General features: G+C 50.9%; 10 protein-coding genes. 6 read left to right on the forward strand and 4 right to left on the reverse strand.

What is annotated here, in order from left to right:
• Positions 1–6 precede the first annotated feature (6 nt).
• The 5 genes from bamC (at position 7) to ypfH (ending at position 5,800) form a co-directional block, all read left to right on the forward strand.
• Positions 7–1,041, forward strand: a complete 1,035-nt coding sequence (bamC, locus tag C7B16_RS06810) for an outer membrane protein assembly factor BamC (protein WP_001516862.1) — start codon at positions 7–9, stop codon at positions 1,039–1,041.
• Between the two features lie 212 nt (positions 1,042–1,253).
• The gene (gene purC, locus C7B16_RS06815) at positions 1,254–1,967 is read left to right on the forward strand and encodes a phosphoribosylaminoimidazolesuccinocarboxamide synthase (protein ID WP_001516861.1); all 714 of its coding nucleotides are present in this window, start codon (positions 1,254–1,256) and stop codon (positions 1,965–1,967) included.
• A 167-nt stretch (positions 1,968–2,134) separates the two neighbouring features.
• On the forward strand, positions 2,135–2,998 hold the full coding sequence (locus C7B16_RS06820; RefSeq protein WP_001267513.1) for a neutral zinc metallopeptidase: 864 nt from the start codon (positions 2,135–2,137) through the stop codon (positions 2,996–2,998).
• Between the two features lie 14 nt (positions 2,999–3,012).
• Positions 3,013–5,028, forward strand: coding sequence for a tRNA cytosine(34) acetyltransferase TmcA (gene tmcA, locus C7B16_RS06825; protein ID WP_107179514.1), 2,016 nt, complete (start codon positions 3,013–3,015; stop codon positions 5,026–5,028).
• Between the two features lie 73 nt (positions 5,029–5,101).
• Positions 5,102–5,800 carry an esterase gene (gene ypfH, locus C7B16_RS06830; protein WP_000679835.1) on the forward strand — a complete coding sequence of 233 codons (699 nt, stop codon included), beginning with the start codon at positions 5,102–5,104 and terminating at the stop codon, positions 5,798–5,800.
• Positions 5,801–5,928: 128 nt separating this feature from the next.
• On the opposite strand, the gene C7B16_RS06835 is transcribed toward ypfH, so the two are convergent.
• From C7B16_RS06835 to C7B16_RS06845, 3 genes are read right to left on the reverse strand one after another with little or no spacing between them, the layout of a single operon-like run.
• Complete coding sequence (locus C7B16_RS06835) at positions 5,929–6,129, reverse strand: YpfN family protein (RefSeq protein WP_000383836.1); 201 nt, start codon at positions 6,127–6,129, stop codon at positions 5,929–5,931.
• Between the two features lie 27 nt (positions 6,130–6,156).
• Complete coding sequence (dapE, locus tag C7B16_RS06840) at positions 6,157–7,284, reverse strand: succinyl-diaminopimelate desuccinylase (protein ID WP_001277783.1); 1,128 nt, start codon at positions 7,282–7,284, stop codon at positions 6,157–6,159.
• A 3-nt stretch (positions 7,285–7,287) separates the two neighbouring features.
• Entirely contained in the window at positions 7,288–7,644 is a 357-nt protein-coding gene (locus C7B16_RS06845; RefSeq protein ID WP_000258263.1) for an ArsC family reductase, read from the reverse strand.
• A gap of 378 nt (positions 7,645–8,022) precedes the next feature.
• Here C7B16_RS06845 and ypfM point away from each other — a divergent pair, with 378 nt between their 5' ends.
• Positions 8,023–8,082, forward strand: a complete 60-nt coding sequence (gene ypfM / locus C7B16_RS06850) for a protein YpfM (protein WP_001386977.1) — start codon at positions 8,023–8,025, stop codon at positions 8,080–8,082.
• Between the two features lie 98 nt (positions 8,083–8,180).
• Here the strand turns inward: ypfM and acrD are convergent, their stop codons facing one another.
• On the reverse strand, positions 8,181–11,294 hold the full coding sequence (gene acrD, locus C7B16_RS06855) for a multidrug efflux RND transporter permease AcrD (RefSeq protein WP_085449137.1): 3,114 nt from the start codon (positions 11,292–11,294) through the stop codon (positions 8,181–8,183).
• Between the last annotated feature and the right edge of the window lie 819 nt (positions 11,295–12,113).

The following is a 12,113-nucleotide window of genomic DNA, read 5'->3' on the forward strand; positions in this document are numbered from 1 at the left end:
GATTTGATGGCTTACTCTGTTCAAAAGTCGCGCCTGGCGAAGGTTGCGGGTGTTTCGCTTGTTTTATTACTCGCTGCCTGTAGTTCTGACTCACGCTATAAGCGTCAGGTAAGTGGTGATGAAGCCTACCTGGAAGCAGCACCGCTTGCGGAGCTTCATGCCCCGGCAGGCATGATTTTGCCGGTGACCTCCGGTGATTATGCAATCCCGGTGACCAACGGTAGCGGTGCTGTCGGTAAGGCACTGGATATTCGTCCACCAGCCCAGCCGCTGGCGCTGGTATCTGGCGCACGTACCCAGTTCACGGGCGATACCGCTTCACTGCTGGTAGAAAATGGTCGTGGCAATACTCTGTGGCCGCAGGTGGTTAGCGTGCTGCAGGCGAAAAACTACACCATAACCCAACGCGATGATGCCGGTCAGACGCTGACCACCGATTGGGTGCAATGGAACCGTCTGGACGAAGACGAGCAGTATCGCGGCCGTTATCAAATCTCTGTTAAACCGCAGGGTTATCAGCAGGCGGTAACGGTGAAACTGCTGAACCTGGAGCAGGCGGGCAAACCGGTTGCAGACGCGGCTTCCATGCAGCGTTACAGCGCGGAGATGATGAACGTCATTTCCGCTGGCCTGGATAAATCCGTTACTGACGCGGCGAATGCAGCGCAAAATCGTGCTTCCACCACCATGGACGTACAAAGTGCTGCTGACGACACCGGTTTACCAATGCTGGTTGTTCGCGGGCCGTTCAACGTGGTTTGGCAACGTCTGCCAGCGGCGCTGGAAAAAGTGGGCATGAAAGTGACCGACAGCACCCGTTCGCAGGGCAGCATGGCCGTGACCTATAAGCCGCTGTCTGACAGCGACTGGCAGGAACTGGGCGCTCGCGATCCTGGCCTGGCATCCGGCGACTATAAACTGCAGGTCGGTGATTTAGATAACCGCAGCAGCTTACAGTTCATCGATCCGAAAGGTCATACGCTGACTCAAAGCCAAAACGACGCACTGGTATCTGTCTTCCAGGCAGCGTTTAGCAAGTAAAAATACAGGGCTGGAATCATCCGGCCCTTTTTTCTGATATGATACGCAAACGTGTGCGTCGACAGAAAAACGCAATTTTAGCGTTAATTCGCACGAAATTTGTTTGTCGGACACAGGTCGGATAAGGCGTTCACACCGCATCCGACAAAACATCTGGCACACCAGACAGCAAAAGATTTTAAAACGTTAATTCACACCCAGGAGTGATAAAGATGCAAAAGCAAGCTGAGTTGTATCGTGGTAAAGCGAAAACCGTATACAGCACGGAAAACCCGGATCTGTTGGTGCTCGAATTCCGCAATGATACGTCAGCAGGTGATGGCGCGCGCATTGAGCAGTTTGATCGCAAAGGTATGGTGAACAACAAGTTCAACTACTTCATTATGAGCAAACTGGCTGAAGCGGGTATCCCGACTCAAATGGAGCGTCTGCTCTCTGATACTGAATGTCTGGTGAAAAAGCTGGATATGGTGCCGGTTGAGTGTGTCGTACGTAACCGCGCCGCTGGCTCTCTGGTGAAACGTCTTGGAATCGAAGAAGGTATTGAGCTTAACCCGCCGCTGTTCGATCTGTTCCTGAAAAACGATGCAATGCACGACCCGATGGTTAACGAATCTTACTGCGAAACCTTTGGCTGGGTAAGCAAAGAGAACCTGGCGCGTATGAAAGAGTTGACCTACAAAGCGAACGACGTGCTGAAAAAACTGTTCGACGATGCCGGTCTGATTCTGGTCGATTTCAAGCTGGAGTTTGGTCTGTACAAAGGTGAAGTGGTACTGGGCGATGAGTTCTCCCCGGATGGCAGCCGCCTGTGGGACAAAGAAACGCTGGAGAAAATGGACAAAGACCGTTTCCGCCAGAGCCTCGGTGGCGTGATCGAAGCCTATGAAGCCGTCGCCCGCCGCCTGGGTGTAGAGCTGGACTGATTTTTTCGCTCATCATCTTGCCGTGCTGTTGGCACGGCAAGACAACCGCTTTTGTAAGACGTGAATTGAACGCTCATTCCTCCATCATTTCCTCCTGTTTTCCTGTGGTAATCTTCCTCTGAACCACCTACGATCATCACTATAATGAATATATTGTTGAGGTATCTATGCGCTGGCAAGGGCGTCGTGAAAGTGACAATGTTGAAGACAGGCGAAACAGTTCTGGTGGTCCGTCAATGGGCGGTCCCGGTTTTCGCCTGCCAAGCGGTAAAGGTGGGCTGATTTTACTGGTAGTGGTGCTGGTCGCTGGCTACTATGGTGTTGATTTAACCGGGCTGATGACTGGACAACCTGTTTCTCAGCAGCAATCAACGCGTTCAATTAGCCCAAATGAAGACGAAGCGGCAAAATTTACCTCGGTGATTCTGGCTACCACAGAAGATACCTGGGGGCAGCAATTTGAGAAGATGGGGAAGACTTATCAGCAACCGAAGCTGGTGATGTATCGCGGGATGACGCGCACCGGTTGCGGAGCCGGGCAGTCCATTATGGGGCCGTTCTATTGCCCGGCGGATGGCACGGTCTATATCGATCTCTCCTTCTATGATGACATGAAAGACAAGCTGGGCGCGGATGGCGATTTTGCCCAAGGGTATGTTATCGCCCATGAAGTCGGTCATCATGTACAGAAACTGTTAGGTATCGAGCCGAAAGTCCGTCAACTGCAACAAAATGCGACGCAGGCGGAAGTGAACCGCTTATCTGTGCGTATGGAACTTCAAGCCGACTGCTTTGCCGGTGTCTGGGGACATAGTATGCAGCAGCAAGGCGTTCTGGAAACTGGCGATCTGGAAGAGGCTCTGAATGCGGCGCAAGCTATTGGCGATGACCGCTTACAACAGCAAAGTCAGGGGCAGGTGGTGCCGGACAGCTTTACTCATGGTACTTCTCAACAACGCTATAGCTGGTTTAAACGTGGTTTCGATAGTGGCGATCCGGCACAATGCAATACTTTCGGTAAAAGTATTTAACTCTCGGGGCAGGGATGGCTGAACTGACTGCGCTACACACATTAACAGCGCAAATGAAACGCGAAGGGATTCGCCGCTTGTTGGTGTTGAGCGGGGAAGAGGGCTGGTGCTGTGAACATGCACTGAAATTGCGTGACATATTACCCGGTGACTGGTTGTGGGTTTCGCCGCAGCCAACTACTGAAAACCACTGTACGCCATCGGCGCTACAAACTTTGCTGGGGCGCGAGTTCTGTCATGCCGTATTTGACGCCCACCAGGGTTTTGATGCTGCAGCATTTGCGGCGCTTAGTGGGACACTGAAAGCGGGAAGTTGGTTGGTTTTGTTGCTTCCTGTATGGGAAGAATGGGAAAACCATCCCGATGCCGATTCTCTGCGCTGGAGTGATTGCTCCAGTCCCATTGCTACTCCACATTTTGTCCAACATCTCAAATGCGTCCTTACGACGGAGAACGATGCTATTCTCTGGCGACAAAACCAGCCGCTAACGTTGGCTGACTTTGTTCCCCGTACTGACTGGCAACCCGCTACTGGCGCACCACAGCCGGAACAGCAACAGATACTACAGCAGCTTCTGACCATGCCGCCTGGCGTGGCCGCGGTAACTGCTGCGCGCGGGCGCGGTAAGTCGGCACTGGCGGGGCAACTCATTTCCCGTATCGCAGGTCGTGCGATTGTTACTGCGCCTGCGAAAGCCGCAACGGATGTGCTGGCACAGTTTGCGGGCGAGAAGTATCGCTTTGTGGCACCAGATGTATTATTAGCCAGCAATGAGAAAGCCGACTGGCTGGTGGTCGATGAAGCCGCAGCCATTCCCGCACCGTTACTGCATCAACTGGTATCGCATTTTCCGCGTACTTTGTTAACCACTACGGTGCAGGGCTATGAAGGCACCGGGCGCGGATTTTTGCTGAAATTTTGCGCTCGTTTTCCGCATCTGCAACGTTTTGAATTGCAACAACCGATCCGTTGGGCGCTGGGATGTCCACTGGAAAAAGTGGTCAGCGATGCACTGGTTTTTGACGATGAAAACTTCACGCACGCACCACAAGGCGAGATCACCATTTCTCCATTTGAACAGATATTATGGCGCAGTGAGCCGGAAACACCGTTAAAGGTTTATCAATTATTGTCTGGTGCGCACTACCGGACGTCGCCACTGGATTTACGGCGGATGATGGACGCACCCGGACAACATTTCCTACAGGCGACTTGCGAAAACGAGATCGCCGGGGCGCTATGGTTGGTGGATGAAGGCGGATTATCTGAACAACTCAGTCAGGCGGTCTGGGCCGGTTTTCGTCGTCCGCGGGGAAATCTGGTGGCTCAATCGCTGGCAGCGCACGGCAGCAATCCACTGGCGGCGACATTACGCGGGCGGCGTGTCAGTCGGATAGCCGTTCATCCGGCGCGTCAACGGGAAGGCATAGGACAACAGCTTATTGTCAGCGCCCTGAAATATACGTATGACCTCGATTATCTTTCTGTGAGTTTTGGTTACACCGATGAATTATGGCGCTTCTGGCAACGATGTGGTTTTGTGCTGGTGCGGATAGGTAACCATCGCGAAGCCAGCAGCGGCTGTTATACGGCGATAGCGCTGTTACCTGTTAGCGAAGCGGGGAAACAACTGGCGGAGCGTGAGCATGACCGTTTACGCCGCGATGCGCAAATTCTCGCGCAGTGGAATGGCGAAACTATTCCGGTTGATCGGCTAAACGACACCGTGCTTTCTGACGACGACTGGCTTGAACTGGCTGGTTTTGCTTTCGCTCATCGTCCGCTTTTAACGTCGTTAGGTTGTTTAACGCGTCTGCTACAAACCAGTGAACTGGCGTTACCGGCGCTGCGTGGACGCTTGCAGAAAAGCGTCAGCGACGCGCGGTTATGTACCACACTTAAACTTTCAGGCCGTAAGGCATTGCTGGCCCGCCAACGCGAAGAAGCCGTGCAGGCGCTATTGGCACTTGATGATGTTCGCACTGAACGCCTGCGCGATGGCATAACGCAATGGCAATTTTTTCACTGACTCCTTCAATTTTCTCTCATGGTCATTGTGAGTCAGCGGCGTAAAATTACTGACATCAGTTAAGGAGTTCGCCATGAAACATGACCATTTTGTTGTTCAAAGTCCGGACAAACCAGCGCAACAGTTGTTACTGCTTTTCCACGGTGTTGGGGATAATCCAGTGGCGATGGGGGAAATCGGCAGTTGGTTTGCGCCGCTGTTTCCGGATGCGCTGGTGGTGAGTGTCGGCGGCGCGGAGCCGAGTGGTAATCCGGCAGGGCGTCAATGGTTTTCGGTGCAGGGTATAACGGAAGAAAATCGCCAGGCGCGGGTAGATGCCATCATGCCGACGTTTATTGAAACGGTACGCTACTGGCAGAAACAGAGCGGAGTAGGGGCTAACGCCACGGCGCTGATCGGTTTCTCACAAGGGGCGATTATGGCACTGGAGAGCATTAAGGCCGAACCGGGTCTTGCCTCACGCGTAATAGCCTTTAACGGGCGTTATGCCAGCCTGCCGGAAAGCGCATCTACTGCCACGACAATTCACTTGATTCACGGTGGTGAAGATCCGGTTATCGATCTGGCACATGCGGTTGCGGCACAAGAAGCGTTAATTAACGCTGGTGGTGATGTCACGCTGGATATCGTGGAAGATTTGGGGCATGCGATCGATAATCGCAGTATGCAATTTGCCCTGGATCACTTGCGTTATACCATTCCGAAACATTACTTCGACGAAGCGTTAAGCGGCGGTAAGCCCGGTGATAATGATGTGATTGAAATGATGTGAAAAACAGGTGCCAGGTGCGTAGGCCGGATAAGGCGTTTACGCCGCATCCGGCTATGGTGCCTGATGCGACGCTGAGGCGTCTTATCAGGCCTACGGTTGAAGGCCAGACATTGTCCGGCTCCTCCAGCTTACTTCTTCGGTTGATCCTTCTTCGGCCAGTCGTCGTCATCGTCCCACTTATCGTTGAAATCACGATGCGGGGGAAGCTCCGGCTTGTTGGCGAGAAATTTCTTATGGTCGACGCGCTTGAGATCTTTGATCACATTCAGCAGAACGCCCACCAAAAAGACAATCACCAGAATCCACCAATATTTAGCCAGCCAGTCCATGCTTATTTCCTCTTGCAGAACTACTCATCAGGCGACGAGCTGTTCCATGATACGTTGATACATACGGGCAAGTAGCTGCAGGTCGGCAGCATTGACGCATTCATTAATTTTATGAATGGTGGCATTGACCGGCCCGAGTTCCACCACCTGCGCCCCCATGCGGGCAATAAAGCGCCCATCGGACGTTCCGCCTGTGGTCAGTAGCTGCGGTTTAATTTCATTATAGTGCTCAACAGCGTTGACTACCGCATCGACCAGTTTACCGCGCGCGGTCAAAAATGGCTGTCCGGAAAGCCACCAGTCAACGGTGTAGCGTAGCTGATATTTTTCCAGTAACGCATGAACCTGCGCTTTGATCATTTCGTCTGTCAGTTCAGTACTGAAACGAAAGTTAAACTGTATAAACAGCTCACCCGGAATGACGTTATTACTGCCAGTACCCGCCTGAATATTGGCTACCTGCATACTGGTTGCCGGGAAAAATTCATTACCCTTATCCCACTCGATAGCCACTAACTCATTGAGAAAAGGTGCTGCGCGATGCACGGGGTTATCTGCAAGGTGTGGGTAGGCTACGTGTCCCTGCACGCCATGAATAGTAAGGTTACAGGTCAACGAGCCGCGACGGCCATTTTTCACTACATCACCGACAACTTCAATACTCGACGGTTCGCCAACCAGGCAGTAATCCAGCCGTTCACGACGCGCCATTAAGGTTTCAACCACTTTGACCGTGCCGTTGTGGGCGCTGGCCTCTTCGTCTGAGGTGATCAGAAACGCCAGTCGACCTTTATGGTTGGGATGTTGCGCGACAAAGCGTTCTGCCGCCACGACCATCGCCGCCAACGACCCTTTCATATCTGCCGCGCCGCGCCCGAATAACATACCATCACGAATGGTCGGTTCAAATGGTGGGTTGATCCAACGGTCGGCATCGCCAGGCGGTACAACGTCGGTATGTCCGGCAAAGGCTAACGTTTCTCCCTGTCCACGCCACGCCCAGAAATTCTGCGTATCCGCAAAGTCCATGCGTTCGACGGTAAAACCGATCGCCTGTAAACGTTCGATCATAATTGCCTGACACCCTGCGTCATCAGGACTTAAGGATGGGCGGCGAATAAGCTGCTGTGTCAGCTCAATAACCGGACACGACATAGACTACACCTCATGGAAAAATTGCTGATAACTGGATTCACTGAAACCCAGCAGCATAGGCTTCCCGGGCGCGCAGAGCAATGGGCGTTTGATAATTGCAGGCATTTCAGTCATTAATGCCGCAGCAGACGCCGCATCGGTGATTTTATTGCGAGTGATTTCGTCCAGTTTACGCCAGGTGGTGCCACGGGTGTTGAGTAACGCTTCCCAGCCTAATTCGTTGATAAATGAGTTCAGCAATTCACTGTCCAGACCATCAACACGGTAATCGTGAAAGCGAAAGTCAATGCTATTGGTTTCCAGCCAACGGCGGGCTTTTTTAATGGTGTCACAGTTTTTGATGCCGTAAAGGGTAACCATAATGAATCCTTTTGCGATTATTAAGAATAAATAATCATTTAACGGGCAATACATTTCCCCTGCAAATGATTGTCAGAGAATATAACCTTATTAAGGTATTTCACTTAACAACTATTAAATAATTGTGAGCAGTTTGAACGCAATTATTAAGAATATTCCCCTAGGTATCTGTCTGTATTTCAAGCAGAATTGATTCAGTATTAGAATCCGTATGAATATGTTGAAATGTTGCTTTGCATCACATAAAAATCCCTGTCTCAGGGCCATAGTATTTACATAGGTTTTGCCCCGGAGGTAGTAATCACAGCAATCGAATAAATTAGCTTCACCACGGTATATTGTTTCCGTAGAATACCCATAATTATAAGAGAGGTTGTTATGATTGAACGTGAACTGGGGAACTGGAAAGACTTTATCGAAGTTATGCTTCGTAAGTAATTACCAGGACAAAAGGTAAAATGAAAGAACCTGATGAACAGGTTCTTTATCAGAAAGTTGAAAAAGGCGACACGTTGGCATGTCGCCTTTTTTATTGTTTATTCCGGCCGGGGTTTCAGCGGGAAGCGGCGACGTACCAGCACAAAGAATAGCGGTACGAAGTAAATTGCCAGAATGGTAGCGGAAATCATCCCCCCCATTACGCCAGTACCAACCGCATGTTGTCCGCCGGAGCCAGCACCGCTGCTGACTGCCATCGGCAGTACGCCGAAGACAAACGCCAGCGAGGTCATTAAAATCGGGCGTAAACGCTGGCGGCAGGCATAAAGCGTTGCTTCAAAAAGGTCGTGGCCTTTTTGATTCATCTCGTTAGCGAACTCGACAATCAGAATGGCGTTTTTCGCTGATAAACCAATGACCGTTAACAGTCCCACCTGGAAATAAACATCGTTTTCCAGCCCACGCATCCAGGTTGCCAGCAGCGCGCCGATAACCCCCAATGGCACGACCAGCATCACCGAGAACGGCACCGACCAGCTTTCGTACAGTGCTGCCAGACACAGGAACACGACCAGCAATGAAATCGCATACAGCGCCGGAGCCTGCGCGCCGGAAAGCCGTTCCTGATACGACATTGCCGTCCACTCCAGACCGAAGCCGTTCGGCAATTGCTGAACTAACGATTCCATAATATCCATTGCAGTACCGGTACTGACGCCCGGCGCAGCTTCCCCGACAATCTCTACCGCGGAATAACCGTTATAGCGTTCCAGACGCGGCGAACCTGTTTCCCAGCGGGAGGTCGCGAAGGCAGAGAAAGGCACCATGCCGCCGTCTTTGTTACGCACATACCACAGATTGATGTCATCTGGCAGCATGCGATACGGCGCGGCAGCCTGCACATAGACTTTCTTCACGCGACCGCGATCCATAAAGTCATTTACATAGCTCGAACCCCACGCGGTTTGCAGCGTGTCGTTAATATCGTCAATGGCAACGCCCAGCGCCTGGGCTTTACGTTGGTCGATATCAATCTGCAACTGCGGACTGTCATCAAGACCATTATGGCGCACACGGGTTAATTCCGGGTTTTCTGCCGCCAGCGCCAGTAACTGGTTACGTGCTGCCATTAGCGCATCGTGACCCGCCCCGGCGTGGTCCTGCAACTCCATATCAAAACCCGCAGAACTGCCAAGACCGCTAATTGCTGGCGGGCTGCTGGCAATAACTCGGGCTTCTTTAATCTTATTAAATTCTTTCGTTGCACGTTCGATAATGGCAAACGAGGTGCCGGTTTTACTGTCGCGTTCGCTCCAGTCTTTCAGGCGGATAAACATCCGCGCCACGTTTTGCCCGTTGCCGCCAGGGCCAGAACCGACCGTGGCAAACACCGACGTGATGTTGTCTTTCTCATGAGTGAAGTAATACTTCTCGATCTGTTCCACCACTTTCAGGGTTTGTTGCTGGGTCGAGCCGCTGGGCAACTGCACCGAGGTGGTGAACATGCCACGGTCTTCCAGTGGCAGGAACGACGTTGGCAGACGCAGGAACAGAAACACCATGCCGCCAAGTAGCAGGACATAAATCACAATCCAGCGCAGGCTGCGGTGGAGAATTTTCGCCACCCCTTTTTCGTAGCGTTCGGCGTTGCGGTTGAACATCTGGTTAAACCAGGCAAAAAAGCCTTTCTGCCCGTGATGCTCACCTTTTTTCAGTGGCTTAAGTAGCGTGGCGCACAGTGCCGGAGTGAGAATCATCGCCACCAGTACCGACAGCACCATCGCCGCAACAATAGTGATGGAGAACTGGCGATAGATAGCCCCGGTGGTGCCGCCGAAGAAGGCCATTGGCACAAAAACAGCCGAAAGCACCATCGCAATCCCGACCAGCGCGCCCTGGATCTGACTCATCGATTTCCGCGTCGCCTCGCGGGGCGAAAGTCCGTCTTCGCTCATAATACGTTCGACGTTTTCCACCACCACGATGGCGTCATCCACCAGCAGGCCGATCGCCAGCACCATCGCGAACATGGTTAAGGTGTTGACGCTGTAACCGAAGGCGTAAAGCACGGAGAAGGTTCCCATCAACACTACCGGTACGGCGATAGTCGGAATCAGCGTGGCACGGAAGTTTTGCAGGAACAGGTACATGACGAGGAAAACCAGTGCGATAGCTTCCAGCAGAGTTTTCACCACGTCTTCAATGGAGGCCTTAACAAACGAGGTGGTTTCATATGCCACCTTGTACTCCAGTCCGGGGGGGAAATACTGCGCCAGTTCATCCAGACGGTTGAGCACCAGCTCCGCCGTTGCCATTTCGTTCGCGCCGGAGGCCAGTTTTACTCCCAGACCCGAGGCTGGCTTACCATTAAAGCGGCTAAGATAATCATATTTCTCCGCTCCCATTTCGACGGTGGCGACATCGCCCAGCCTTACTTCTGAACCGTCCTGATTCACCCGCAAGGTGATATCACGGAACTGTTCAGGCGTTTGCAACAGCGACTGAGCGTTAATGGTGGCATTTAGCGCCTGTTTATCAACAGAAGGTGTTCCGCCAAGTTGCCCAACCGCAATCTGCGCATTCTGCGACTCAATGGCATCAGTGACATCTTTGGCGGTCATCTGGAAACTGTTCAGTTTTGCCGGATCAAGCCAGATACGCATCGAATACTGCGAACCGTAAGCGTCAATATCACCAACGCCATTAACACGGCTTAACGGATCCTGAATATTACTGGCAACATAATCGGCAATATCCTGTTTATCCATTGAACCATCAGTAGAGACGAAGGCAATGGTCAGAATGTTGGTATCGCCGGTTTTACGTACCGTTACGCCCTGATTTTGCACCGCCTGGGGGAGTTTACGCATGGCTGATTGCAACTGGTTTTGCACCTGTTGCACTGCTTCGTCCGGGTCTGTGCCTGCTTTAAAACTGAGCGTCACCGACGCCTGGCCGGTGCCGCTGCTTTGTGACGACATATACATCAGGTTATCGAGGCCAGTCATATTCTGCTCAATAACCTGGGTCACGGTGTTTTCCAGCGTCTGGGCCGACGCGCCAGGATAGTTAGCCGTTACTCGCACATTAGGGGGGGCGAGATCCGGGTATTGTTCAACAGGCAATGAAAAAATCGCCAGGGTTCCTGTCAGACACAACAGGATTGCCAGTACCCAGGCAAAAATGGGGCGATCAATAAAGAAATTCGCCATTAAAAGAGGACCTCGTGTTTCTGCGTATCGTTATGGGCATACCTTGCTTCACTGTAGCGGCAAGGTACGAGCCAATCGTGGAGAAAAAAAGGAGATAATGTAAATTATCAGCACTCGGTAGCAAAGTTTGCATAAGCGTAAAGTAACGGCAGCTATCTCTTTCCATTGCGGTGCATGAACGGAATGTTTTTCTAATTTGTTGAATTTTTGATAAAAAATACAGCGATTTTTTATTTTGATATCGCAAGGAAGAGCATCATTCGAACCCTGTCAGCGAAAACTCACCTTTACAAATGTAAAGCCGCAGCAGGATGTTAACAAAATTTCTTCTTAACGGAATCGTTGCCCGGCATCGTTTTTCCCGGAGAGCTTGCAAAAAGCGGATATTTCGTTTGTCTGGTTCCATATCAATAAGCGAGGAAACTGCTCGTTTTTGCTGACGCTCATCAACATACTAAACACTATTTTATGACTTCTGCTAATAATTATATGAATATATAGAGATATTAAATCGATGTCATGTATGATTCTTGTATTTTGTTTGTGTGGAATTATTTTTGATATCTATTGTTTTATACGAATATGACTTGCTCTCTATCTTATTAATTAACGTCGGGTATCTTTTTCCTCTATGGTTCTTAAAATGAGAAGACCATTTTTTTTGGTTGAAAATCATATGCTAAGTGATGTGGTAAATATTCTTAGCTTTCTGAGAAAGTATTTTAATCATCTTGGTAGGTACACCATGAACTATTCTTCATATGGATCGATCTGTTTTATAGATCGATTTTTATTTATCGATCTATAAAAACTATATGA

Source organism: Escherichia sp. 20412-1, from assembly GCF_003027595.1.
GTDB classification, from domain to species: Bacteria; Pseudomonadota; Gammaproteobacteria; order Enterobacterales; family Enterobacteriaceae; genus Escherichia; species Escherichia marmotae.

Excerpts from the sequence above, each read along its gene's own strand:
- purC (WP_001516861.1), top strand. The coding sequence starts at position 1,254 with ATGCAAAAGCAAGCTGAGTTGTATCGTGGTAAAGCGAAAACCGTATAC.
- C7B16_RS06845 (WP_000258263.1), bottom strand. The coding sequence starts at position 7,644 with ATGGTTACCCTTTACGGCATCAAAAACTGTGACACCATTAAAAAAGCC.
- dapE (WP_001277783.1), bottom strand. The coding sequence starts at position 7,284 with ATGTCGTGTCCGGTTATTGAGCTGACACAGCAGCTTATTCGCCGCCCA.
- ypfH (WP_000679835.1), top strand. The coding sequence starts at position 5,102 with ATGAAACATGACCATTTTGTTGTTCAAAGTCCGGACAAACCAGCGCAA.
- C7B16_RS06820 (WP_001267513.1), top strand. The coding sequence starts at position 2,135 with ATGCGCTGGCAAGGGCGTCGTGAAAGTGACAATGTTGAAGACAGGCGA.
- bamC (WP_001516862.1), top strand. The coding sequence starts at position 7 with ATGGCTTACTCTGTTCAAAAGTCGCGCCTGGCGAAGGTTGCGGGTGTT.
- tmcA (WP_107179514.1), top strand. The coding sequence starts at position 3,013 with ATGGCTGAACTGACTGCGCTACACACATTAACAGCGCAAATGAAACGC.
- acrD (WP_085449137.1), bottom strand. The coding sequence starts at position 11,294 with ATGGCGAATTTCTTTATTGATCGCCCCATTTTTGCCTGGGTACTGGCA.
- C7B16_RS06835 (WP_000383836.1), bottom strand. The coding sequence starts at position 6,129 with ATGGACTGGCTGGCTAAATATTGGTGGATTCTGGTGATTGTCTTTTTG.